We start from the raw sequence: 23817 nt of genomic DNA on the forward strand, positions 1-23817 counted from the left end.
CGTCCAGACAAACAGAAGGACGATCGCAATGTTTTCGAGTAGCTCGAAACCCGCCATTTGGAAAATGCCTGAAATTCCTCAGTTGGAGGAAGTTTCCGAGGCTTACGCTTCCCTGATCGCAAAGCGCGCCAACCTCAGCAGTCGCTTGTCAATTGTCGAGGGTAATATTCAAAAGAACAATGAAATCCTTCGCGATCGAAAAGCGTCGAAGATGCAGGGGCGCGACAAAGAGCCCGAGATTCGAAACGACCGCGTCGCCTCGCTCCTCGGCGAAACTGCTGCACACGACGCACCACTCCCGCTGGAGGAGGAAACGCCAAGCTGCGCGGGGAGGCGCGGGATCTTCAGGATGCCATCAACGTTCTGCATCACCGGATTTCGCAGGCCCGGCTCGATGCATCGGCGAAAATCTGCCAGATGATCGCGCCGGACCTTCGCCAGCTGCTGTGCGAATTGTCTGAGAAAATGGCTGAAGCGTCGCATCTCGCGGTTCAGTACCAGCGACTGGCGCAGCGGCTGAATGGGGCTCAGGTCGCTTGGTCTGATCTCGACCCAATGGGCATCCGCGCGGGCGGCGTTGCCGAAAAGGGCTCACAATTTTCGCTCTGGCTCACAGCGTCCGCGCAGCGCGGTTACATCAGCCTCGACCGCCTGCCCAGAGAAATTCGCCCATGAGTGATCTTATCACCGCTGTCGAGCCTGGCGGTTCCTGGACATACCAGCCACCTAGAAGTGCCTTCATCTATTCCTCGGTTCGCGCGCCTGCAAAGGTAACCCGCATTGAGGAGCGACCGCAGGCAAATAACGAACGAACGACGCGATTTGCCGCGATACGTCGGCTTCTAGATGGCCCGCCAGCGCTACTTCGTCTCGTTGGACTAGCCACGGCTTATCATCAGGTCGCCGACTTGAAGGGGTGGGGTGCGACGGAATATGCAAAGGGTTGCTTTCAGCCGGAGGCCGAGGTGCCGTTGTTGCACGACCATTCCTTTTCAAAGGTCTTGGCTCCCCGCGTCAGCTTGGTCGAGGCTGCGAATGGTCTTCATATGGCCTACGATATTCATGCCGACGCCGCCGGGCGTGCAGTCTTGGAGGGATACTTGGCGGGATATCGCTCACTCAGCATTGGCGCAAAATTCCTGTCCTCAAAACTGAATGAACGATCGGTTCGCTACGTTTCCCGCGCTCGCGTGATGGAGGTCTCGCTGGTTCGTGCTGCAGCATTTCGAGGGACAATGACTGAGCTGCGGCCTCTTGAGGGTCGCTCACTGACAGAAGCTATGGCAGCTGTGAGACTTGGGAATGTTGAAAAATGAGCGCAATCTATTCGTTCGTTTACTCAGATCGCGTGCACGTCCTGACCGATGGCGGTTTCTTCCACGACGATGGTGCTCTGGCGGGCGTCCGGCGCAAGCTTTTCGCCTCCGATACCTTCCCGCTTGTCATTGCATGCCGGGGACGGCCCGCCGGGCGGATTGCCGAGATCGTCGGCGAGATGGAGGCCTATTTCGAGCGGCACTCGGCGAACCGCGGCATGGATGCCTGCCTCGCAGCGATCGGCGACTACTTCGCGGGGCTGAAAGCGCGCAGCGATCCTTTCGAGGCTGAATTTCTGCTTGCTGCCTTTTCCGAGACAGGCGGCCCGTGCCACTTCTTCATCCATTGCCACGGCCGATACGACTTCCCGGCGTTCGCCCTCTTTTCGCTGGGTACTTCCGATATGCAGGCAGGACCGCCTGTGACGCTCGACGAGCTTGCGGCGATAGGCATTACCACTCCGGACATCGTGCGGCCGGATTTCCCGCCTCTTCACGGCGCAACCCTTATGCAGATCGCCCGGCGGAAGCTTGAGGTGGTTCCCGAGACCGGGAAGATCCTGCGTCTCGTTGGCGGCCATTGCGAGCTGGCGACGATCAGTGCCGATGGCGTCGAGATCCGGACGCTTTGCCGGTGGCCCGACGAAATTGGCAAGCCAATCGATCCCACCTTGGAAAGGATGCCAGCATGAACCAGATCATCAAAAGCGCTGCTCTCGTCGGAGAAATCATCGCGCCTGGCGAAGGCGTCGATATCTGGGTGCGCCCGTCGCCGATCCGCCAGGAGCGATTTCACCTGCGCGTTTCGCCTGGCCTTACCGTAGTTGAGATCATTCAGCAATGCCGGGCGGTGTTCGGTATCGACACTGCCCGTCTGTACGTCTCGATGAGCGGCCACGCGATACCGGTCGAGAACTGGAAGCGGGTGCGCATCAAATCCGGCGTGACACTCAATATCGTGGCTGTTCCCGGCAAAGGCTTCTTTCGGTCGATCCTGTCGGTTGTGGTGTCGATCGCGGCGCTTTTCCTTGCTCCCCTTCTTGCTGGTCCGCTTTTGGCCGGTCTCGGCATAGCCTCAGGATCGGCAGCGGCCGGCGCGCTTACGGGCCTCATTGGCGCGGGAATTACCGCGGGGCGATCTTTCTCTACGGGCGTCTTCCGCCTTCCAACGTCATGCTGAGAGGAGATCGCAATGCATCATCAGAGAAAGCGCAGCGAAAGATCGCGATCCTGACGCTGGGAGTGGAGGTGGAAGCTATCCACTTCCGCATTGGAAATGTACTTGCGATTAGTAGTGCGCGGTGTATTTCCCTAAGTGGGGTAAACTTGGGGATTGATGTTGGGAGAATTGGATAACATTCGTTTCGTAGTGAAGGCCTATAATTGGCAAGGCGCGGTGATTGGTTACAACCTCCTTGATCCAGTTAACAATACCCAGACACTGGTTCCCCTCGATGCGGGCAACCGGCACTACCGAGATCTTCTCGACAAGATTGAACGGGGTGTCTGTGAAATAAGAGAGCCAGAGTTCACTTTCTTTTCCACCGTCAACGGTAGGGGTGGCGCGGTAACAGGGCATGACACCAACCTTGGCTTCGTTCCCGCTGATAGTCAGAATACGTTACGGCAGTTGCTGGACGCTGCGATCGCGTCACGGACTTTAGAGGATCGGGGAATTGCCCCCAAGGCAATCCTTCCTCAATGCTCCCATCTGAAGCTTTGCCTCTTCTTCCCGCGACCGTGGCCTCATCTTGCGGGACCTCTCTACACCGACTGGCGTTATCGTTCAGATGAAGATTCATTTTGGACAAGCGTTGGCATTCGTCTTTCAAACCATCCCGATAATCCTCAAAATCCCATGGTGGCGGCGCTGTCCTGGTTGGGACTTGAAACCCACCCTCTTCCCGATCTAGTCCCGCCCCTTCAGCAAGGACTGTTGGAGGTGGAGTTTTCAGTAAAGGATCTATGGGCTCTTTATCGGTCGGAGCATAGGGTCGGGTTTGGCCCATTTCACTCGTCAATTGAAGATCGACTCCAGTACGATTTGGTTCGATACGGTCGAGTAGGTGACAGTCCTGACATGCGGACATTGCTCGCCCTTGCTCCTATGTTCTTGCGGAGGGCGGCGATAGATGTAGCCAATAACGTGGCTCGTGAATTCAATAAGGAATTTGGTGGCGACTCCGTGGGGTTCATCAAGGAATTGGACCTTCAGCAACAGCACCTGTGTCTCCTTCGTGACGAAGAAGGCATCCATCATTTTTGGCAGTTCGGCCAACAGCCTCCTCATTCATTCAACATCTCGGGCAGTTGGGATGTAGCGCAGCCAGTGGTGGAGCTGAATAGTCTTCCGCTGGACGTGTTAACAAACCGCCTGCGCGCCTTAATTGACGGCGGCTTCACACTCGAAGCAATATCGGTAGCGAACGGCTTCTACGAACAGGTTTGCCGAGGCATGGTCGGAGGGATAGTGGCGTCTGACGCGCAAGCGCGGGCTTGGGTTCTTTCCAGCAAGAAGTTTGGTTACGATAGATCTAGATCTCTCCTCCTGAGCACCTTCTCTGAAGTTCAGGACGATTGGGTAAAAAACTCACTGATGAAGCTCTTAGAGGGTTTTGATAAAATTTACGTGCAGAGAAATGCGTATATGCATGCACTGCGGCTGGTTGGACATGACTTAACCAGAAGTGTTGACATGGGGCGGGATGCGAACTTGTTGTTAAAGCCTTTGCTCGATGCTTTTGAGCAAATGAAACTGGCCGAGCTTGTCAATTGCATTCGTGAAGACGGTGCACGCGTTGTTGGTTCAGAAGCCGAAATCGCCGCAATTACGGCGGTGCGCGGCCACATGGCAGCTCATCAAGAGCGGGGGAATTGGCTTCGATCTGCCCGCTCATTCAGCCTTGCCTTGCTTGCTCGATGGAGACCAAACTGGTTTTGACACCTCGCTCAGGGTGGCACCGCCAAAGCGGCCACAGGGGGCCAGATACGCGGTCCCGGCTCATCCACCAGCGGCAGCATACCGGCCATGCTCTCCGATGGCGAGTTCATCGTGAACGCCGCGGCTATAAAGCGAAACCAGGGCGCTCCTCGATGCGATCAATAGCGGCAAGGCCTGCAAGGCGTGATGCAGAGCTGCCTGCTAAGATGATCGCCGTGGTGAAGGACGCGCAACGCCGGAGAATTCTTTGATCTCGCGGACAATCTGTCCGCTGGTGGCGAAATCAGCCACCTTATGCCGGTCCGCAAATCTGCACGCCCGTTTTTTGGCGACTGGGTCGCCTGCAGCGGGGGGACAAGCTGTGGTTTGCTGATCAGGGCGACAGCTGCAGCGCGGTTTCCACGAGCCCCATCACCCAAGCCGGAAAAACTATGGACAACCCAACGATCACGGCCATCTTGATAATCTGATAAGCGACGTTGATGCAAAAGTACGTCCAAGAAGGTTTCTGCCCCGGCCAACTCAGCGGCAAGAAAAGTTGCACATAAACTAGCGAAATAATTACAAGCGCTATGCCACCCTGTTTCAACAGCTCGCTATGCGCCAGAATCCCCGCCGCTATAGCGGCTGCGCTTACCGCTAAAATCTCAGTGACAAACACAAGCTCTTTGATCGCAGATCGTGCCGCCTCTCGATAGAACGATGACGGCCGTCCGGCCGGATGTATGTATTGAATTACCCTTGATAGCCAAATTGGAAGAGAAACGGTGTAGGTTTTCATTGAGATCTCTCTCGTGTGCTGTCAGTCGGTGGCGAAATTAGCCACCTTTAGCGATCTGAGATTTGCCACCCGTTTCGCCATGTTGGCGATTCGACAGCAGCGGGCGACAAGCTGTCGTTTGCTGAGGGTTCGCCAAGTTGGCGACTTCTCAAAAAAAGGGCGGGGAGCTGTTCCACCTCGTTTCGCGCGGCGCGTAGAAGCCGCTCGATATCTGCCTGGCGGAAGCTCCCGCGGCTCATTTCCTATCTTAGCGGCAAATCGCGACAGGATATCATTCCGACTCAAGCGCCGTCGCCGATGAGTCGCTTGCATTTTTACGCTGCTCAGGTGGGGTTTTGGCTTTTGCTCCGTAACGCATTTTTACGATCTCATGCCAAGGGGACCCAAAAGTCTCGTGCTCGACGAATCGGATAGGTGCCTCGTCGAGGCGGTCGAGCGTAGAACCGAAGAGCCTTTTGGCGAAATCGGCATCGACCCTTGCAGCCTCGCGACGGTAACCTTCGTAAGCTTGTGCCACTGAGGCTTTAAAAGCGTAGTCCTCCGAGAGCCTAAACCTGTGACCGATCTGCTTGGTCGCGATCCAGGCGAACCAGACTGGCGCGGCGACACTGATAACGGCGAGGAGTGTGCTCAGGGTAACCGCTCCTGATCCCGCATTTTTCATCAACAGGTCCTGGAGGGCGCCAACTCTGTAGTGACCAACTATTGCGCCCATGCCAAGTGCCAGTACAAGGCCCGCGACCCACGTCCACATCGATGATGCCAGCCGATCTGCGCGTTTCTGGAAAGATTCGCCAAGGCCGCGTGTCGTAGCCGCGCTGTAGGCGTCTTCTGTGTTCTTGACCAATTGTCTTGCTTCAAATTCGCTGTTTTTGATGAGAGCGAGAAGCTCGCCGATCTCCACATGCGCAGCTTCGGAAAGAATTCTGTTCCGTTCCGCTGCCGCCTTCGCCTCAGCGATTTCGTCGTTCGCTGCCCGTAGCGTCTCAAGGTCGGTTGGAAGCGCTTCTGCAGCGTCATGGGCCTGGTTTATGTAGGTGATTTTCTCAGTCAGCTTATCGAAATCAACATCAAGCCGCGTGATCTGCGATTTATACGTTCGCAGCTTGCTGGTAACTTTCTTGGGAAGCATGCCATCAGCTGCAAGCTTTTCCCAATCCGTTTGCACTTCATAAACCGGTTCGAAAACAAGGTCGATCCACTGCAAGAGGCTGAAGTATTGGGGAGCGGCGCCGTTACCGTTCCCATTCCAGAGATATGGCAAGATGTGCCCTGCAAAATCATCTATCCGTGCAGTTACCGTGGCAGGTGCGAACTTGGTGTTCAGATTCTCATCGGGGATCTTGCTAATCTTGCCGGCGAGTAGTCTTGCCATTGATCCTAGCTGATTGGCGTTGAGCGGAGGGCAGTTCCAGCCAAACAACTCCCGCATGGTTTTTCCGCCGTGGGGTGCGCCCTGGTCCTCAACTGCCTTAGCCAGTGCGTTCAGAGCATCAACAACCTGCTGAATTCTGTCAGTCATCTTTGTATTTCCCCTTGCCCAACGGGAAAATGATCGCGCAGAAATCCGCAGTCACGTACATTTTACAGTTGTGCACAATTTTCATGTCTTCGCCACTGCCGGATAGTTAGTAAGCATCACGCCTGGCATCGTTTTCTCCAGCGGCCTGCAGCTTCAGAGATCGGGATCAGTTGGGAAAATGTGCTCATAGACCAGCCTCCCCTTCTCAGTGAACTGGACGGAGTAGGGAACATTGGTGGGACCAGTCGACGAGAAGCTAACAATCCCTGTTGCTTGGCCCCCCACAGATTTGAGCAGGCCCATATTGAGCAAATCGTCGATCAGCATTCTATTTACGCGCACTAGAAAGTTGTCCGAGAAGCCACCGCCGTTGAAAATGGTCTCAACTGGCTCCCTCATTCCTTCCGCGGTCACAGATACAGGAACATCGTGGATCGAAAGATCGGAAACACTAGGCCAGGCGTGCCCACGGTATTGGTGATTAAAATGCTGAGTTGCACGTAGGATATTCAAGTGACCTTCGGTAAGTCGGTCGAGCAGCGAGAACACCATGACCGATAGATCAAACGCATAGCCTCGTTCAAAAATCCCTTGAGCCGCGGCGTTCTTAAGAGCCTCCATTTTTCGATCCCCAAGAGATTTGTTAGCGGCTTCGAAAGCATGGATAAGGAGAGGACGGGTCTCAGGTCGCGCCAAAATTTCCGGCAGGTCGATATCGGCCCGGTTTTCGAGTTCGACCAAGCGTTCGGCGAGATCCACCGCAAACTGCTTCACCGCCGCACCGCGAGGATCTTCCCATATCTCTCCGGCGATAAGCTGAGCAAAGCTTGAAACGCCGGGCACCAGCCCGAGAAATGCCATGGCGACATCGCGGACTTTTGCGGACGGCGGATCTTTAATGACTGGCAGGGTTTCTCTTGATGTCATTGGTTGCTAACGATTCGCTTTCTGTGCCCAGCCGAGACGCAACGTCACTACAGAGCGCGCGGACGGCCTTCATGCCTTCGTTATGGTCACGCTCTCTGTGCTCTGCCTCATCTTCCAATTGAGCCACCTTCGGGTCGGCAAACTTGCTTCCCTGTGCCGCCCCACCGTGGCTAAACGAGCGCGGCGGTCGCTAGCAAAGTGGCCTCGCTCGATCGCGCGAAGCAGCGAATAGATTTTACAAGAAAGAGTTGAAAGTGCTATGCCGGTCGCGCCCCGCCACGCGTCAAAAACCAGGCGGCACCTGATATCATTTTGAGATCGTAGCCGTTGAAGAAACTCACTTTGAACAGAAAGCGTTGGTTGCTGTACAGGGCGCGAAATGAAGTCCGACGACAGAGGAGCTACGGTAGAAGGCCACGGCCAATGCCGCACTATGGACCTAGTTCTCACCGGGTGATGATCTGGCAAGGTGGTGAGCCGGAGTGGGCAATCTGTACTGGCAAGGCCGTCAGACCACCACAAAATCTTTGCTTCCTGACGCATACGCGGGCCTCGATGGAGTTCGTTGAGCGATTGCGCAAGGGTGCGCAGTCAACGGTCAAGGCAAAGACTAGACTGCTCCAACGTGGGCGTCGCAACCGCCTGCCTCAAATTCGCGGCTATTTCGATTTTTCGTCGCCGAAATCGATCTCGACGAATGCCGCCGTCGTCTTGGCTGCTGAATATGAGCGCTTGCGAATGATGTCTCTGGAGATTCCCTACACCGTCGACCTGCACCGTTGGAATGACGATGTCTTCCGCAAACTTTACCAGATCGGTTTCTTCGAAATTGTGGGAATATCCCCCGAGCGGCCGGATGTGGTGATCGAAGAGGGCGACACCCGGACGATGAGGATTGTTAGCATGAAGAATGCCGATGATCTCGCAAAGGTCGATAACGCGCTTCAGGCGCTCGGCAAGTTCATGTTGCCCGTCCATGCTATTCCAGAGAGCGTGATGATCGACGTACTGACCGGCTTGAGCGAGGCGATCAGCAACGTTACTAACCACGCCTATCCGGCTGGTTATCAACCGGATTATCCACACGTTGGCCGCCTGTGGGTTTCGGCAACCGCTGATAGGCGCGATAATTCCTTAACGGTTGTGGTTTACGATCAGGGTATAACAATTCCGATCACCTACCCCCGCATCAGCCGACGCGAGGAGGTTATGAACTACCTCGGCCGGACATTGAAGCAGACCGGCTCATTTGAATTTCAGAATGACGGAACCTACATACGGGCGGCTATGAAATACGGTGGATCCAGAACCGACAAGGAATATCGCGGAAAAGGGCTACCTCAAATGATCTCTACCATAGAGCGCGTGGGCCGTGGTAGTATGGCTGTGCTGAGCCGCGGGGGATGGTGTCTCCGCGACACGAACGGCCGCTTCCGCTCCGGATCTTTTCCGCACTCAATTGGCGGCACTCTGGTCGAGTGGAAGGTGGAACTTTCGCGCGTTGAGATGGTTCAATAGTCATGCAGATCGATCTCGCTAAGGAATTCAGCGCTTATCCGTCCGGGAGATACCCCGCTGACGGCAGCTACAACGGGGAGAGGTTCCGGCAGGAATTTCTTCTCCCGGCACTTTTGTCTGCGCGCAACGGCGGCGTCTCCAGGGTGGAAATTGATATTGATGGGGTGAGGACGTTCGGGTCATCCTTCCTTGAGGAGGCGTTTGCGGGGCTGGTCCGAAAGGGGCTGTTCAGCAAGCAGGACCTCGCCGACTATCTGGTCGTGACCTGTTCAAAGCCACATCTAGCGATCTTTCGCGACAGCATCTGGAACTACATCGACGAAGCCAAACCGGAGCCGATAGACGCCGTCCATGCTTGATGCTGACACAGAAGGGAAACTTTTCTTTCTTGTCGCGGGCGCGTTGCTGGGTTGGTTCTTGCAGCAGTATCGTGTCGCGCGCGCCGAAGATGTGTCGCTCGTCAACGAGCACATAAAAGACATCGAAAAATTTCGCGACGTTTCGCAAGATTACTGGCTGACCGTTCCCGACAGGGCGGAGAAGGAGCGTGCGGCCGCAGCTAAGGTCAGGGCATCTCATGCAGCAACCACCCTTCTCTACGAGCAGATTGGCCGGATTTGCCGCTTGTCTCAACGTCGCTATCAGCTTCTTTCGATTGACTTGTTCACCGCGGCGACGGGTGGCGAGTTTGAAAGTAGCCGGCAAGATATCGATGCTGCACGCGCAATCGAGATATATGACCGTGCCGCAGCCCTCATCCATTTTCTCCGGGAAATCCGCCGCGATCTTATCTCGTTGAAGCGGCTGCTGCCGCTCTGGCTTGTGCGCCTGTTCAAACTACCGCTATTTTGACCGTCGCATCCCCGGCATGCTTTTCGCGCCGAAGCGCGCAGGTGGTGCTTTGGGGGACAATCTGTCCGTAGGTTCGCCAAGTTGGCGAATCTAATCACGGGTCTGCAGATTTGCAAGTCCGTTTGCGTTGGTGGCTGCAGCGGGCGAAAAGTTGTCGTTTGCTGATGAGGGTTCGCCAAGTTGGCGACCCCTCAAAAAGGCGGGGAAGCTGTTCCACCGCGTTTCAGGTCGCCAAGTTGGCGACTTGATCGGGTCCGCAAATTTGCCGCCCCCTGCGGCTCGCGCGGTGGGGAATTTCCCCACCGAAACCGTTCAAATCGCTAGCGGTTCTCACGTCTTCCTGCGCGCTTCCTTACGCCGTTCGGCCTTCTCATCTTGCTGCTTGGAGGCCGTCGCAAGCAGTCGATCGAGTGCGCGATCCTCGGGAGCTTGAAGCTTTTTCCGTGCGGCGGCTTTTGCCTGCCGACTTTGTTTGGGTAGCGGAAGTGCAGCGTTTCGCCGTTCAAATTCTTCCAGCTCGCGATCGAGCTCGTCGTCATCCCAGTTCTCTTTGCCATCCGGCGCATACATGGTGGAGACTTGAGGAGCGCTGTAGTCGTCAGCCATCGGGATAATCGTCGCGATGAGGGTTTTCAGATCGAGCTGGACAACCGCGTGTTCATTTCGCGCCGCGCGCAGAAGCCGCTCGATATCGGCCTGGCGGAAGCTCCCTCGGCTCATTTTGTTCTCCTTGGGGACCACTCTCCCTCAACGCCATCCGGCAGGCCTTTTGCAGACGGAAGGCGAAGATAGTTTTCATAGAAGAGGTTGAGCACGGGAACCGGCCGGCCGCCATGAAGTGCGTCGATTTTCGGGAAGCCAGGTAGCTTCTCTAGAGCTGGAAGGGCCTTCGATACCCACTCGGCCGCTCGCTTCTCGCCGACGACCGCAGTTGCGATTTCAGTGTCTGTGGCGAAGAGGGGCAATCCATGAAGCATTTTGCAGCTCAAGTTAACTAGAGATCGATCCCGCCGCGCGGTGGCGGAATGGTTTGTCATCGCTTAGGCTCTTTTTTCCACGCAGAATAATCGACAGTTTCGTCGCTCTGCAGCGGCGCAAGTAGGCCAAACAGGCCGCCGCTCGGTACATGTAGGCGCTCCTCGGCATGCTCAAGAAACACGGAGAAACCCCACCCAATTAGCACTTTGCAGAAGCCGTTAGGTAGCTCACTGAATGTTACATCCATGCCATAGAGAAGCTTCCTGGAGATCTTTGCATTGTGACTGGAGGCTTCTTTCAAAAGGTCTACAAGCGGCCTGCTCGCGTTGCGAATGTTATGGGCGTAGCGATTCCGAATTACAGCGATCGTCTCTAAGAAATCGATGTCGTCGTCGTTGATCATTTCCAGGCGCTGCGCCAACTCGATCTTGCTGGCGCGCCCTGACAGAGGCAGCTTGTCCGTTGCGAACGCCGCGATCGGAGCGAACATTTCCTTGTTCGAGCGTCCGCCAAGACCTCCAGAGCTTCGACTCATGCCAGCTTCAATGAGTTCGTTGACGATCGGCTCTGCGGCGGCAATGATCTTAATGACGAAAATGTAGTCCGGTTCACGATAAAACTCCGCCAGTGTGCCTGCGGGTAGATCAAGGCGCTTCTCGGCCACGGCGAGCTTCTTGCTGATGTCAGCAACAAACTCCTCGTACGACAGTTTTGCTTCTTCAAGCTCGCCAGCGTCTTTCCCAGTGGAATCTTCCGAACTCACTCCAACCTCCTTTAGCGGACGACAAACTGTCGTTTGCTGATCAGGGTTCGCCAAGTTGGCGACTGCTCAAAAAAAGGCGGGGGAGCTGTTCCACCGCGTTTCAGGTCGCTAAGTTGGCGACTTGATAGGGTCCGCAAATCTGCCGACCCATCGAAATCAGATCGCCAAGTTGGCGAACTGGTGGTTGGGAATTTTCTCCACCGGAAAGCCCGAACCTCGGGCATTTAACTGACTTGCTTCTTAGACGCCCCTGCAACTGCAGCTTTTTTGTCTCGGTTGCGCTGCTTCACTTTTTCAACCCGTTCTCTCGCGGGCTCTACTCTTCTTCTGCCTTTTCCTCATGCGCTGCGTCAGGGATTCGGCGTTCGTCACGTTGTGAAATATCGACCGTGGTATAGATTCCGTTATTGCCGAAAGCCTGCGTCCAAGGATCGTTTGCTGCGCGCTCCGCGGCGTTTTCCTTCACGTCCTTGATGATTTTCTGCAGTTCATCTTCGGTGTCTCCAATCTCCGACGAAAGCTTTTCCGGCTCTGTGGTTTCGGCCTCTTCATGGAACGAAAAGCTTTCGAGACTTCTGGTCGCGAATTCGCGCAAGTGGCTGGGAACGTCAGGGTCTGCAGCAATCAGATGGCAAAGTGATTCGAGAAAAATGGAATTTTGTCGGTTAGAACTTTCAGCGTGCTCAAGCGCAAACTTGTAGCTGTTTTTCAATGTTATCGCTTGGGCGATTTGCTGGATGTATTCCCGCATATGCAGCTGGTAGCGATTTATTTTCTCATTCAATTCTTCACGATCGCCGAGATCACTGTTCAACGTGAAGCTGAGGCGGGCAACGATTTCGGCGTTCATTGAACGACCGGATCGGCTGGCCTCGTGGCCGATGCGATCTCTCATCCCATCTGGAAGCCGAAGATTGAACTGCGCTTGCTTTGTACTGGGAAAATCGCCCCTAGCCATTATCACTCCGATCGTCTGCGCCCCATCATAGCAAATAACTACCATTCGCGATTGACACAATCATAGTAAATAACTATGAGTCTTGTACGGTAGTAATTTACTATTACGGAGAAATCGACGATGAAACCGGCTTCGCGTGGCGCAGATCAGTTCGTGGTGAGGCTGCCAGAGGGACTTCGAGATCAGGTTAAGCAGTCGGCTGACCGTAACCTCAGGTCCATGAATTCTGAGATCATCTACCATCTGCAGCAGGCAGTGCAGAACGATAACAGGCATTACAACGAAAAAGGCTCCGTCTCGGCGTAGGAACCGACGGAGCCTTTTCTAACACCTGAAAGGTATCAAATGCAGACGGACCATAACGCAAATGGTGGCCGGGGCGCAAGTGTCGTCTCCCGCCGCAAACTCTTCCAGATCGCCGCCGCTAGCGCCGCCGCAACATTGCCGGTAGCGGCGAGCGCTGCGGTAGCCGAGAAGACTTTCCGGTTACCGCAGCCCACCGATGAGCAGCAGCTCGAGAATTGTGTCGCTCAGCTGCGCGACATCCTCCAGCGCATGCACCCGACGACGAAGTTGCACCCGGAGTTCTACAGCGCCCGCCAAGACGGGTCTTTTCGCTTTTGCTTGCAGGGTGATGTGACGTTCCAGCCGTTTGATGGCGATGGGATCTACCTGGTGAGCGTGGATGGCTCGATATGGGAATACCTTGTTCGCGAAGAGCCCGTGATATCGCTAGCAGGAAACTCCCTTGGCTATTCTCACTATTTTGGTCGCGCCCGCTGTGACGATGGTGGCTGGGATGACTTTGAAAGATGGGTCACAAATTTCGTCAGAAAGGTCGGGGAGGTGCCGACATGGACCGAATGAAGGTCGAATTCAACTTCCTCGATTGCGTCGATCAGCTCGAAATGGCGCTGACGTATCTTCATGCGCTACATCTGGCGATCAACGGCATTGATGCTGATTTCCGCGAAGACGCGAATGCCCTCGACCGCATTGCCGACGACTGCCAGGCACGATTGGAGCGGGTCAGGACGCTGCTCGAAGAGGGCCGTAGCACGGCGAGGAAGGCGACATGAAGTCAATCGCTGAAATCGGGCGCGTCGAGGACGACGCGCCTCTTTCCCTAAAGGTGGCGGCGGCGCTGGCGTTTCCGGATGGGTCGATGACGGCCGATGGACTGAAGCGCGAGATCGAGCGCGGAACTCTGGCGTTCGAACGCTTCGGCCGCCGCGTTTACACGACAATGAACGACATCAAGCGCATGAGGGACAGATGCCGCGCAAATCAATCGGGGCCCGCAAATATCTCCGCAAGCGAAAGGGCCGGCCATCCGTATGGGGCATCCTCGACGGATCAATTGAGGTCAGCACAGGATGCGGCGAGGATGACAGCGCTGGCGCTGATCGCTTCCTCGAAACCTACCTCGCTGAAAAGCACAAACCAGACTGGAAACGGGGAGAGCCTCACGAGGTGATGATTGCTGACGTGCTACTCTTCTACAGCGCAGAACGCGCGCCGAAGATGGCTCATCCGGAGTTGGTCGGTTTTCACGTGGTGCATCTCCTCGATTTTTTTGGCGCGCAGAATTGCGCTTTCGTGGATGGCGCAAGCTGCCGCGCATATGTGGCGGCGCGTGTAGCAGGCAAGGTGGGAAAGCGCTCTGTCAAAGAGGGCACCGCAGGTCGCGAGCTGGAAACGCTCGGGGCTGCTCTGACATTCGCCTTCAAGGAAAAGAAGCTTGTTGTCCCGGTGCCGGTGACGCTGCCCAACAAGGCGCCTCCGCGGGAGCGTTGGCTAACCCGTCAGGAGGCTGCCAGCCTGATCGCTGGCGCGCTTGGTATAACAGTCACGGCCTTGGACATAGAGACGCGACGGCCGGTGAAGTGGGGCCGGATGTTTCGCCCCTCCTATCATGTCGCCAGGTTCATCCTGATAGGTCTGTACTCGGCAACACGACACGAAGCGATCCTGAGGCTTCGGTGGGGCGTCAACTCAGCTGGTGGCTGGTTCGATATCCACCACGGCATCCTCTACCGGCGAGGGCAGGGCGAGCGGGAAACGAACAAGCGCCGTCCGCCGGTGCCAATTCCCGGAAACCTCGTGCCGCACGTCGAGCGCTGGCGGCGACTGACTGCTGTCGGCCCTGTCGAGTATCACGGCCGACTTATCCTGAAAGAGCGAAAAGGCTTTGCCCGCGCACGGGAACTGGCCGGGCTCGGCGAGGACGTTACGCCTCACATCCTCAAGCACACGTGCGTGACCTGGATGATGCAGCGGGGCGATCCGATTTGGGAGGTGGCGGGCTTCTCCGGCACTTCAGAGAACATGATCCGCAAAGTCTATGGGCATCATCACCCGGACTTCCTGAAAGCCGCCAAACGGCGGTTTCGTGGGCAATAAATGGGCAAGGCTATGTCAGACAGAAAATCACCAAACTTGGACTTGGCGAATTCCCCTTACGGAACAAGGGGATCGGATGGTGGGCGTGACAGGGATCGAACCTGTGACCCCTACGATGTCAACGTAGTGCTCTCCCGCTGAGCTACACGCCCATCCGATGGCGGCGCATAGATCACAAAACCTTTGGGGCCGTCAATAGGCTTTTTTGAAGTTTTGTGACCTGACGCCTGCAAGCCTTATGCGGCAAGCATTTTGTTCACTTCGTCGACGAGATCGCGGAGGTGGAAAGGCTTGGAAAGGACCTTTGCATCCTTCGGTGCCTTCGAATCAGGGTTCAGTGCCACGGCAGCAAAACCGGTGATGAACATGACCTTGAGGTCCGGATCGAGTTCGGTCGCGCGGCGCGCGAGTTCGATGCCGTCCATTTCAGGCATGACGATGTCGGTCAGCAGAAGCGAAAAGGGCTCTTCGCGGAGCCGGTCATAGGCGCTTGCGCCGTTGTCGTAGGACAGAACCTTGTAGCCTGCCTTTTCGAGCGCCTTCACGAGGAAGCGGCGCATGTCGTTGTCGTCTTCTGCAAGCAGTATCTTCTGAGTCATTATCCAGACCGCTGGTGAGATGAATTTTTACGGGAGGCTCCAGCCAATACACTAGTCCTTCCCCGGTAAACAACCGGTGAAGTGACCACCCGTGGCTGTCATCCCCTGTACATAGTATGGACTTGCGGCCGGGCAACTGGCAACATGGGGCAAGCAAGCCTCGAACGACATGGTTAAGAGGGTAGAAGGTGCCTGAAATCCGCGAATACGAGCTTTTTGAGATACGTGAGCCCGTGTCGCAGACCATTCCCTTCGTTTACAATTCCCCCCATAGCGGCCGCATTTATCCACCGGAATTTATCGCTCAGTCGCGTCTTCAGGGCATTTCGATCCGCCGCTCGGAGGATCACTACGTCGATGAACTGTTCTCGGCGGCGAGCCTTCTCGGTGCGCCGCTGCTGCTCGCAAACTTCCCGCGGGCCTATCTCGACGTTAACCGTGAACCCTATGAACTCGATCCGCGAATGTTCGACGGGCTTCTGCCGTCCTATGCGAACATCAATTCGCTGCGCGTCGCAGGCGGTCTAGGGACCATCCCGCGCATCGTCGCCGAAAACATGGAGATCTATGCGCGGCGCATTCCGGTCCAGGAAGGGCTTGATCGCGTCGAGAGCGTCTACAAGCCCTATCACGCCGCACTTCGGCGGCTGATTGCCCGTACCCATGTGCAGTTCGGCTTCGGTGTGCTGATCGATTGCCATTCGATGCCTGGAAACGTGCGGGTTGCCGGCAGCAACCAGCGGCCGGATTTCATCATCGGCGACCGCTATGGAACGTCGGCCTCCGCCGAGTTGTCGCGCACTGCTATCAGTATCTTCGAAGAGATGGGCTTCACGGCCATTCGCAACAAGCCCTATGCTGGCGGCTTCATCACCGAGCATTACGGGCGCCCGTCGCGGGGCCTTCATGCGCTGCAGATCGAGGTCAACCGCTCGATCTACGTTGATGAGGTCACGCTGGAAAAGCGGGCTGATTTCCCGGTGATTGCCAATGCGGTGACGAGCTTCATGCGGCAGATGGCGGATTACGTGCAGCGTTTTGCCGACGATACGGCGCTGGCGGCCGAATAACTCCCTGGTAATACTCAAAAAAAACCGCGCTCTGCAGCGCGGCTAAGTCTAGGGAGGAAACACCCAAGGAGGGTATTTACAGTCAGAAGACTGTAAGAAGAAGCTACTATTGCGCTGCACAATCGTCAAGCAAAATATTGCAGTGCAAAATAATTAGGCAGATAAAGATCGATTGCCTGAAGTGTTTGCATTTTAACGCAGTTTCGCTATGAAAAGCGCCAATCCCGAGGCCAGAAACGGATCCGCCAATGCTCCCCGACCGCTCGTTCTTCAATCGTCTGGCCGAAGCGGCCAAGGCCGAAACGCTGCCGCGCTTCCGCTCCGGCCTTGATGTCACCAACAAGCTCGCCAGCGGGTTCGACCCGGTCACCGAAGGCGACCAGGCGGCGGAAGCTGCGATCCGCAAGCTGATCGAGGCGCATTATCCTGAACACGGTATCCTGGGCGAGGAGCACGGCAGCGTCGGTCTCGACCGGGAATATGTCTGGGTCATCGATCCGATCGATGGCACGCGCGCCTTCATATCGGGCGTACCCGTCTGGGGCACGCTGATCGGCTTGCAACAGAATGGCCAAGCCATCATGGGCATGATCGAGCAGCCGTTCACCGGAGAGCGCTATTTCGCCGACCAGAGCGGTTCGTTCTACACCGGGCCGGAAGGCGACCGGCAGCTCAAGGTGCGCGATTGTGATGCGCTTTCCAACGCCATCCTGTTTACCACCTCGCCGCATCTCTTCACCGGCAGCGATATGGACAAGTACCGGGAGATCGAAAGCCAGGTGCGGTTGTTCCGCTATGGCTGCGATTGCTACGCCTATGCGCTGCTTGCGGCCGGGCATATCGATCTCGTGATCGAAAACAGCCTGAAGCCCTACGACGTCGGCGGCATCATTCCCGTCGTCGAGAAGGCGGGCGGTATCATGACGACCTGGGACGGCGGGCGGCCGGAAAACGGCGGTTCGATTATCGCCGCCGGCAGCCGGGCTGTCTACGAACAGGCGATCGCCATCCTGCAGCGCTAGGCGTCAGGTGCCGATCGCTTCGACTTCCTGTATCGCCTCGGCATCGCTGCCGGGGATGAAGGCGTGGAAGGCGGCAAGGGCGGCCGCGCGATAGACATCGCGCTCCTGGAAGATCTCGTGACGGGCGCCGTTGACCGGCACCAGCTGACCGGCGCGGAAATAGCGCGACAGGCGCTCCTGGGCGATATAGGGCACGACGCCGTCACGCGTGGGGGCAATGACAACGGTCGGAATGGTGATGGAGAACAGGTGGTTCGGCGTCATCACCTTGTCGATCGTCTTGAAGGATTCGACCAGCCAGCGGGCAGTCGGCGGGCCGAGCGTCAGTTCGGGGTGATTGCGCATCATCGCGGCGTTGCGCTCGAAGCGGACCTCATCTGACGTCAGCGGGTTGTCGCGGAACTCGGGCTCGCGCAGTTTGGCGCTCAGCGCCATGGTGCCCAAGCCGACGCTGCATGCAGCGGAAGCCAGCCTACGGATAGTCGAGGCCGATGCAGCCTGGCCGATCAGACCGATGAACGGTGCCGATAGGACCATGCGTTCGATGCGCGTCGACAGATACGGTGCGGCGGAAAGCGCGATCAGCGCTCCCGTGGAATGCGCCAGAATGTAGAAGGGCAGGCGGGTGTCCGGCAGCACGATCTTCTCGAGGAAGATGTCCAGATCGCGCTCATAATCCGAAAACCGCCGGACATGGCCGTGCTGGCGCTTCTTGACGAGGCGCGGCGAGCCGCCCTGGCCGCGCAGGTCGAAGGTCGCCACCCAGAGGCCCTTCGCCGTCAGATCGCGGATCGTCTCGAAATATTTCTCGATATATTCGTTGCGGCCCTGCAGCAGCACGACCGTGCCCTTGGCGACGGAGGCGCTGGAGCGAAACACCGCATAGCGCAACTGCTGCCCGTCAAAGGTCTCGAAATAGCCCTCGGTCCGGTTCTCTGGGGCCGGATTGTCTGGAGTCGAGATGAGAACCTGGTCCATGGAATTTGCCGCTGCTCGATGAACGTCCATTGTAGGGGATAATGCACGCGAGGCTGAAATCAACTCTTAAAGATCGTCCGGCAGCCAACCCTGCAGGAAAAAGAGACCGGCGGGGCGAGAGGGATGCCCGACGCCGGTCCATAGTCGGACTGAAGAAGAAGGGACGATGCACTTCAGCCATCGGGCCAGTTTGATTACCCGACGGTTGGATTTCTAGGACAGGGCGGCTGAACCGATACCGAACCGGGCGTTCATGCGTGGTTCACCGGTCTGATCGGCGGCACTTGAACTCCGGAAAATCGATCACCATCTGAATTCTGCAGGCGCCGGAAGGGCCTGCCGAACCGCTCCGAAGCTGCCGAATATGGGGTTTCGGGGACATGTTTTTCGCAACTCGTCGCTTCCCAAGGAGGACACCATGCGTCACGTCGATTTCTCTCCCCTCTACCGTTCCACCGTCGGTTTCGATCGTCTTTTCACGATGCTCGACAGCCTTGCTCAGCCCGATCAGGGCCAGACCTATCCGCCCTACAATATCGAGCGCACCGGTGAGAACACCTACCGTATCACGATGGCGGTTGCCGGTTTCGATGAAACTGAAATCTCGATCGAAGCCCAGGCGCACGCCCTGACCGTCAAGGGCGAAAAAAGCGAAGATGCTGCCGACAGCAGCGAATTCCTCTATCGCGGCATCGCCAAGCGCACTTTCGAGCGCCGCTTCCAGCTTGCCGATCACGTCGAGGTCACTGCTGCTTCGCTGAAGAACGGCCTGTTGCACATCGATCTTCTGCGCAGCATTCCTGAAGCCATGAAGCCCCGGAAGATTGCGATTGCCGCCGAGGCGGTCAACGCGCCCAAGGCCATCGAGGCTCAGGTCACCAACTGATCAATCCCTCCCAGGACTGAAAAGAAAAGCGGCGCTCCGGTGGAGCGCCGCTTTTTTGTTGATTGCGTGCCGGACTTGCCGGTCAGGCCGGACTTGCCGCTTCCTCGAGCTCCTTGGCGCTGGCCCGCTTTGCGGCGGCAGCCGCGTATTTCTGGGCGATGACGGCGCAGGCCATCAGCTGGATCTGGTGGAACAGCATCAGCGGCAGCACGATGGCGCCGATCGACTGGCCGGCGAAGATGACGTTGGCCATCGGAACGCCGCTCGCCAGGCTCTTCTTCGAGCCACAAAAGGTGATGGTGATCTCGTCGGCCTTGTTGAAGCCGAGCGCCCGGCTTCCGTACATGGTGATCGCAAGCACCAGCGCCAGCAGCAGCATATCGAGGACGATGACCACGGCGATATCGCCGATCGAGAACGTATGCCAGAGACCCTCGACGACGGCCTTGCTGAAGGCCACGTAGACGACCATCAGGATCGATCCGCGATCGACAGGCATCAGGATCTTCTTTTTCGAGCGGATCCAGTCACCGATCCACGGCTGCAACACCTGGCCGAGCACGAAGGGCAGCAGCAGCTGCAGCATGATCTGCTCCAGCGCATCCCAAGAAAAGCCGCCATGGCCGCCGACAGAGAACAGCAAGCCGACGAGCAGCGGCGTCAGGAGCATACCGAAGATGTTCGATGCCGATGCCGAGCAGATCGCTGCCGGAACATTGCCGCCGGCCATCGAGGTGAAGGCGATCGAGGACTGAACCGTCGAAGGCAGCACGCAGAGGAAGAGAATGCCGAGATAGAGCGGCTGCGGCAGGATCGTATCGGGGATGAAGCCGATCGCGATACCGAGCAGCGGGAACAGCGCGAAGGTGGTCAGCAGGATCGCCAGATGCAGACGCCAGTGCAGCACGCCGGCGATCACCACGTCGCGGGAAAGACGCGCGCCGTGCAGGAAGAACAACAGGGCGATCGCCAAATCCGTGGCAATGCTGAAGTAACCAGCAAACGCTCCGTCCGCCGGAAACAGCGACGCGAGGATAACGGTGCAGACGAGGAGGATCGTGAAAGTATCTGGCAGGAAGCGGCGCATGATCTGGTCCCGGGCAATTCTAAGTTCATTGTTTTGTCATCCATTATGATTCAGGATGCAAGGAATAACAGTTATCATGAATTGAGATTATAATGCTCGATCTTACCCAGTTGCGCAGCTTCGTCGCCGTCGAACAGATGGGCAGTTTCACTTTGGCTGCCGAGCGCCTGGGGCTTGGGCAATCGACGGTCAGCCAGCATATTCAGCGGCTTGAAACGTCGGTCGGCCGGAAATTGCTGGCGCGGGATACGCATAAGGTGGTGCTGACTGGAGACGGTGAGGCGCTGCTGTCGCATGCCCGGGCGATGCTTTCGATCGAGGGGCAAGTGCAGTCTCTGTTTCGCGGCAACAGTCTGCGCGGCAAGTTGCGGCTCGGCGTTTCGGAGGATTTCGTCACCAGCCAGCTCCCGGCGGTGCTGGAAGATTTCGTCCGCTCGCATCCCTCCGTCGATCTGGAGCTCACCGTTGCTCTTTCTGGTGCGCTCTATGAGATGCAGGACAATGGCGAGATCGACCTCGTGCTTGCGAAGCGCCGGCTGGGGGATGCGCGCGGCAAGCTGGTTTACCGCGAGCCTCTGGTGTGGCTGGCGCGTGATCCCGAGCATATCATGGCGCAGAACCCGCTGCCGCTGATCGCCTTCCCGGCGCCAAGCGTCACCCGCAGCATCGCGCTGGAAGCACTGGGGCGGACGCAGGTGGCGTGGCGGATCGTCTGCACCTGCGGCAGCCTCAGCGGCCTTACGGCGGCGGCGCGTGCCGGAATGGGGGTGCTGGTGCAACCGCGCAGCATGGCACCGTCAGGATTGAAGGAAATTTCGCCTGGTCGGCTGCCGGTGCTCGAGGATGTGGAATTCGTGCTCGTTCCACGCAAGGGCGCCGACCGCGCTCTGGTCTCGGCGCTTTCCGAAGACATCCTCGGCAAGGTCCGCAGCTTGCGGTCAAGCAGCTAAAGAAAAACCCCGCCGGATCGGCGGGGTTTTCTGTTGTTCCGGTTATGGGCCTACGCACTGCTGGCGGGGGCCATTATAGGGCTGAAACGTGTTGTCCGAAGCCCGGTACGAACGGTAGCGGTCGGCGCACCAGCGGGTATGCGAGTTGCCGCCATAGTAGCGCGGCTGCGACGCAGCGCTCAATGCGCCGCCGATGATCGCACCGGCTGCAAGTCCGCCGATAATCGCGCCGGCATTGTTGTTATGGCGATGGTAGTAGCCGTCGCGATAGTAGCGGCGGTTATAGTTCGAGTGGTAGCGGCCATTGTTCCAATGGTGGTTGTTCCAGTTGCGGTGGCGGACAATTCTGGGGCTGCGCACCTGCTGGATATCGGATGCCAGCTGCGGCTTCTCGATGTTGACCACGGGGAACGCTTGCGCGGGCGCAATGCCGGTGAAGGCGGTGGCGAGAGAAATGACTAGGATTGCGAGTTTTTTCATGATTTTCACCTTTCGCCTGTAAAATCGAAAGGCGGCCCGAAAGTTCCGCGAGACCACACATTTGTGCAGGCTTTCACGCAAACGTTAACGGGCTGCTTGCCGCTTTAAGCCGCTCTCAACCGTGTCGCTTAGGCGTTTGGTCAGATTTCGGCCGATAGTTTAGCAATCCTTAAAGGTCGTCGTTCGGGGCAAGGGAGAACGGACCGATGGTTTATGGAGCAATATTCGTATCCGGGCTGGTTGCCTGCGTGATGATGATCGTGGTGATCGGCCACGAAGCAGAAAAGGCGGATCAGGGTGCACCGCAATCCGCCGTCTTCGGACATCAGAATTGATGCCGTCTTATGCCGCCAGGCATTTCAGGAAGCCGTCGACATCGGCTTCCGTCGTCGCAAAGCTCGTCACCAGACGGATCAGCGTTTCGTTGTCGCCAACGAGTTCCGGGGTGGCGACCGGGATAGGCCACTCATAGAATTTTGCGCCGCGGCTTTCGGCGGTCTTGGCTGCGGCCTTGGTGATCACGGCAAAGACTTCGTTGGATGCCGTCGGCCAGGCAAGGCGGGCGGAATTGCTGGCGCCGATGCCGGCACGCAGCTGATCGGCCATGCCGTTCGAGTGGCGCGCGAGGCCAAGCCAGAGCTCTTCCTCGAAATAGGCGTCGAACTGCGCGGCGATGAAGCGCGACTTGGAGAAGAGCTGCGCGGCGCGCTTGCGGATGAAGGGAATATCCTTGGCCTGCTCCGGATTGAAGAAGACGATCGCTTCCGCACACCAGCAGCCGTTCTTGGTGCCGCCGAACGAGAGAATATCGACGCCGCGCTTCCAGGTCATTTCCGCCGGTGTTGCACCGAGCGCGACAAGCGCATTTGCAAAACGGGCGCCATCCATATGAAGCGGGAGGCCGCGCTTTTTGGCGATCGACGAGATCTCGCCGATTTCAGGCAGCGAGTAGACGGTGCCGATCTCTGTCGCCTGAGTGATGGTAATGGCGGAGGCGCGGCCGTGATGCACGGCATCTTCCGGGAAGCTGGCGATCTTCGCCGAGAGTTTCGCCGGGTCGATCTTTCCAGCCTCGCCGCTGACGGGGATCAGGCGGGCAGAATCGGCGAAGAATTCCGGTGCGCCGCATTCGTCTTCGATCACGTGGGCCTCGGAGTGGCAGAAGGTCACGCCGCCCGGCCGTTGCACGCTGGCAAGCGAGAGCGAGTTGGCGGCGGTGCCTGTTGCCACGAAGAAGACGGCGACGTCGCGCTCGAAGACCTCGGAGAAGCGGGCTGCGACCTTCTTGTCGAGATCGCTGTTGCCATAGGCGGCGGCAAAGCCGGTGGAGGCTGAAAGAAGACGTTTGGCAATGGCCTCGTGGGCACCGGCCCAGTTGTCGGAAGCAAAAAACATGATGTGACCGCACTTGGTAGTTTGGGGAGGGGTAAAGTTCGGCAGGGACATTACGCCATTGCCGCGGCCGATCAAGCGGCAGCCATCAGACACATCACGAAATCTGATTTCCGCAATCAATATACAAAATAATGCAAAAGAGCGTAATTTTATGTCGCCTAATTGTGGTTTCGGGTAACTTTTGGTCGAAACTTGATGTTTTTTTAATTTATCACTCTTGCGGGAGCTCCGTCATTCTGGCATAGAACTTGTGAATTAGGACAGGGTTGTTGTCCTATTTTGGCCTTCGTGGCCGGAGAGGTGCCGAAAGTCCTGACCTTTGCAGGCTTTCACGTTATAGTCCGCACGAGCGCAAGACCTTTGAGGTTGCGCGGAAGCGGCTGACAGGCGC

General features: G+C 57.2%; 29 protein-coding genes and 1 tRNA gene. 18 read left to right on the forward strand and 12 right to left on the reverse strand.

What is annotated here, in order from left to right:
• The first annotated feature begins 28 nt into the window (after positions 1-28).
• From J2X43_RS21505 to J2X43_RS21530, 6 genes are all read left to right on the forward strand, one after another.
• Positions 29-421, forward strand: a complete 393-nt coding sequence (locus J2X43_RS21505; protein WP_310297043.1) for a hypothetical protein — start codon at positions 29-31, stop codon at positions 419-421.
• Positions 418-675 (forward strand): hypothetical protein, encoded by a 258-nt coding sequence (locus J2X43_RS21510; RefSeq protein WP_310297046.1) that lies wholly within the window; start codon positions 418-420, stop codon positions 673-675. Before J2X43_RS21505 ends, J2X43_RS21510 begins: the two co-directional genes overlap by 4 nt.
• A complete protein-coding gene (locus J2X43_RS21515) occupies positions 672-1316 on the forward strand; it encodes an HK97 family phage prohead protease (RefSeq protein WP_310297049.1) in 645 nt (214 codons plus the stop codon). Before J2X43_RS21510 ends, J2X43_RS21515 begins: the two co-directional genes overlap by 4 nt.
• A complete protein-coding gene (locus tag J2X43_RS21520) occupies positions 1313-2008 on the forward strand; it encodes a hypothetical protein (protein ID WP_310297051.1) in 696 nt (231 codons plus the stop codon). Before J2X43_RS21515 ends, J2X43_RS21520 begins: the two co-directional genes overlap by 4 nt.
• Positions 2005-2496: a hypothetical protein gene (locus tag J2X43_RS21525; protein WP_310297054.1), complete on the forward strand. Its 492-nt coding sequence runs from the start codon at positions 2005-2007 to the stop codon at positions 2494-2496. The genes J2X43_RS21520 and J2X43_RS21525 overlap by 4 nt, the downstream gene beginning before the upstream one ends.
• Positions 2497-2655: 159 nt before the next feature.
• Positions 2656-4257, forward strand: a complete 1602-nt coding sequence (locus tag J2X43_RS21530; protein WP_310297058.1) for a hypothetical protein — start codon at positions 2656-2658, stop codon at positions 4255-4257.
• Between the two features lie 373 nt (positions 4258-4630).
• Here the strand turns inward: J2X43_RS21530 and J2X43_RS21535 are convergent, their stop codons facing one another.
• The 3 genes from J2X43_RS21535 to J2X43_RS21545 all read right to left on the reverse strand — a co-directional run bounded on the left by J2X43_RS21535 (position 4631) and on the right by J2X43_RS21545 (position 7487).
• Positions 4631-5038 (reverse strand): hypothetical protein, encoded by a 408-nt coding sequence (locus J2X43_RS21535; RefSeq protein ID WP_310297061.1) that lies wholly within the window; start codon positions 5036-5038, stop codon positions 4631-4633.
• Between the two features lie 271 nt (positions 5039-5309).
• On the reverse strand, positions 5310-6560 hold the full coding sequence (locus J2X43_RS21540) for a hypothetical protein (RefSeq protein ID WP_310297064.1): 1251 nt from the start codon (positions 6558-6560) through the stop codon (positions 5310-5312).
• A gap of 153 nt (positions 6561-6713) precedes the next feature.
• A complete protein-coding gene (locus tag J2X43_RS21545; protein WP_310297067.1) occupies positions 6714-7487 on the reverse strand; it encodes a hypothetical protein in 774 nt (257 codons plus the stop codon).
• Positions 7488-7910: 423 nt separating this feature from the next.
• Between J2X43_RS21545 and J2X43_RS21550 the strand changes: the two genes are divergently transcribed.
• Genes J2X43_RS21550 through J2X43_RS21560 form a run of 3 tightly spaced genes read left to right on the forward strand, consistent with a single transcriptional unit; the run spans position 7911 to position 9857 of the window.
• Positions 7911-9005, forward strand: coding sequence for a hypothetical protein (locus tag J2X43_RS21550; protein WP_310297070.1), 1095 nt, complete (start codon positions 7911-7913; stop codon positions 9003-9005).
• A gap of 2 nt (positions 9006-9007) precedes the next feature.
• The gene (locus tag J2X43_RS21555; protein ID WP_310297073.1) at positions 9008-9364 is read left to right on the forward strand and encodes an STAS-like domain-containing protein; all 357 of its coding nucleotides are present in this window, start codon (positions 9008-9010) and stop codon (positions 9362-9364) included.
• Positions 9357-9857 carry a hypothetical protein gene (locus J2X43_RS21560; RefSeq protein WP_310297076.1) on the forward strand — a complete coding sequence of 167 codons (501 nt, stop codon included), beginning with the start codon at positions 9357-9359 and terminating at the stop codon, positions 9855-9857. Before J2X43_RS21555 ends, J2X43_RS21560 begins: the two co-directional genes overlap by 8 nt.
• A 330-nt stretch (positions 9858-10187) precedes the next feature.
• On the opposite strand, the gene J2X43_RS21565 is transcribed toward J2X43_RS21560, so the two are convergent.
• The 3 genes from J2X43_RS21565 to J2X43_RS21575 form a co-directional block, all read right to left on the reverse strand.
• Positions 10188-10577: a hypothetical protein gene (locus J2X43_RS21565; protein WP_310297079.1), complete on the reverse strand. Its 390-nt coding sequence runs from the start codon at positions 10575-10577 to the stop codon at positions 10188-10190.
• 313 nt (positions 10578-10890) lie between these two features.
• Complete coding sequence (locus J2X43_RS21570) at positions 10891-11598, reverse strand: hypothetical protein (protein WP_310297082.1); 708 nt, start codon at positions 11596-11598, stop codon at positions 10891-10893.
• Between the two features lie 316 nt (positions 11599-11914).
• Positions 11915-12556: an Arc family DNA-binding protein gene (locus J2X43_RS21575; protein ID WP_310297085.1), complete on the reverse strand. Its 642-nt coding sequence runs from the start codon at positions 12554-12556 to the stop codon at positions 11915-11917.
• A 120-nt stretch (positions 12557-12676) separates the two neighbouring features.
• Between J2X43_RS21575 and J2X43_RS31145 the strand changes: the two genes are divergently transcribed.
• The 4 genes from J2X43_RS31145 (at position 12677) to J2X43_RS21590 (ending at position 14959) form a co-directional block, all read left to right on the forward strand.
• The gene (locus tag J2X43_RS31145; RefSeq protein WP_405049628.1) at positions 12677-12862 is read left to right on the forward strand and encodes an Arc family DNA-binding protein; all 186 of its coding nucleotides are present in this window, start codon (positions 12677-12679) and stop codon (positions 12860-12862) included.
• A gap of 39 nt (positions 12863-12901) precedes the next feature.
• Positions 12902-13423 (forward strand): hypothetical protein, encoded by a 522-nt coding sequence (locus tag J2X43_RS21580; protein ID WP_310297088.1) that lies wholly within the window; start codon positions 12902-12904, stop codon positions 13421-13423.
• The gene (locus tag J2X43_RS21585; RefSeq protein WP_310297091.1) at positions 13411-13635 is read left to right on the forward strand and encodes a hypothetical protein; all 225 of its coding nucleotides are present in this window, start codon (positions 13411-13413) and stop codon (positions 13633-13635) included. The genes J2X43_RS21580 and J2X43_RS21585 overlap by 13 nt, the downstream gene beginning before the upstream one ends.
• A gap of 196 nt (positions 13636-13831) precedes the next feature.
• Positions 13832-14959, forward strand: coding sequence for a site-specific integrase (locus J2X43_RS21590; protein ID WP_310297094.1), 1128 nt, complete (start codon positions 13832-13834; stop codon positions 14957-14959).
• Positions 14960-15036: 77 nt separating this feature from the next.
• Here J2X43_RS21590 and J2X43_RS21595 read toward each other — a convergent pair.
• Together J2X43_RS21595 and cpdR1 are read right to left on the reverse strand one after the other, a co-directional pair.
• Positions 15037-15111 (reverse strand) — tRNA-Val (locus J2X43_RS21595).
• An 84-nt stretch (positions 15112-15195) separates the two neighbouring features.
• A complete protein-coding gene (cpdR1, locus tag J2X43_RS21600) occupies positions 15196-15558 on the reverse strand; it encodes a response regulator CpdR1 (RefSeq protein ID WP_003542883.1) in 363 nt (120 codons plus the stop codon).
• Positions 15559-15746: 188 nt separating this feature from the next.
• Here cpdR1 and J2X43_RS21605 point away from each other — a divergent pair, with 188 nt between their 5' ends.
• Positions 15747-16628: an N-formylglutamate amidohydrolase gene (locus J2X43_RS21605; protein ID WP_112385543.1), complete on the forward strand. Its 882-nt coding sequence runs from the start codon at positions 15747-15749 to the stop codon at positions 16626-16628.
• A 248-nt stretch (positions 16629-16876) separates the two neighbouring features.
• Positions 16877-17650: a histidinol-phosphatase gene (gene hisN, locus J2X43_RS21610; RefSeq protein ID WP_112518087.1), complete on the forward strand. Its 774-nt coding sequence runs from the start codon at positions 16877-16879 to the stop codon at positions 17648-17650.
• A gap of 3 nt (positions 17651-17653) precedes the next feature.
• Here hisN and J2X43_RS21615 read toward each other — a convergent pair whose 3' ends face one another.
• Entirely contained in the window at positions 17654-18628 is a 975-nt protein-coding gene (locus tag J2X43_RS21615; protein WP_310297099.1) for an alpha/beta hydrolase, read from the reverse strand.
• Between the two features lie 418 nt (positions 18629-19046).
• Here J2X43_RS21615 and J2X43_RS21620 point away from each other — a divergent pair, with 418 nt between their 5' ends.
• The gene (locus J2X43_RS21620; RefSeq protein ID WP_310297102.1) at positions 19047-19514 is read left to right on the forward strand and encodes an Hsp20 family protein; all 468 of its coding nucleotides are present in this window, start codon (positions 19047-19049) and stop codon (positions 19512-19514) included.
• A gap of 82 nt (positions 19515-19596) precedes the next feature.
• Here J2X43_RS21620 and J2X43_RS21625 read toward each other — a convergent pair whose 3' ends face one another.
• On the reverse strand, positions 19597-20601 hold the full coding sequence (locus J2X43_RS21625) for a bile acid:sodium symporter family protein (RefSeq protein WP_310297105.1): 1005 nt from the start codon (positions 20599-20601) through the stop codon (positions 19597-19599).
• 92 nt (positions 20602-20693) lie between these two features.
• Between J2X43_RS21625 and J2X43_RS21630 the strand changes: the two genes are divergently transcribed.
• Positions 20694-21551 carry a LysR family transcriptional regulator gene (locus J2X43_RS21630; protein WP_112385538.1) on the forward strand — a complete coding sequence of 286 codons (858 nt, stop codon included), beginning with the start codon at positions 20694-20696 and terminating at the stop codon, positions 21549-21551.
• Positions 21552-21593: 42 nt separating this feature from the next.
• Here the strand turns inward: J2X43_RS21630 and J2X43_RS21635 are convergent, their stop codons facing one another.
• Complete coding sequence (locus J2X43_RS21635; RefSeq protein ID WP_112385537.1) at positions 21594-22031, reverse strand: BA14K family protein; 438 nt, start codon at positions 22029-22031, stop codon at positions 21594-21596.
• 206 nt (positions 22032-22237) lie between these two features.
• Between J2X43_RS21635 and J2X43_RS21640 the strand changes: the two genes are divergently transcribed.
• Complete coding sequence (locus tag J2X43_RS21640) at positions 22238-22366, forward strand: hypothetical protein (protein WP_310297113.1); 129 nt, start codon at positions 22238-22240, stop codon at positions 22364-22366.
• A gap of 7 nt (positions 22367-22373) precedes the next feature.
• Here the strand turns inward: J2X43_RS21640 and J2X43_RS21645 are convergent, their stop codons facing one another.
• Positions 22374-23426 (reverse strand): low specificity L-threonine aldolase, encoded by a 1053-nt coding sequence (locus J2X43_RS21645; protein ID WP_310297116.1) that lies wholly within the window; start codon positions 23424-23426, stop codon positions 22374-22376.
• Positions 23427-23817 lie beyond the last annotated feature (391 nt).

Source organism: Rhizobium sp. BE258 (assembly GCF_031457345.1).
Lineage (GTDB): Bacteria > Pseudomonadota > Alphaproteobacteria > Rhizobiales > Rhizobiaceae > Rhizobium.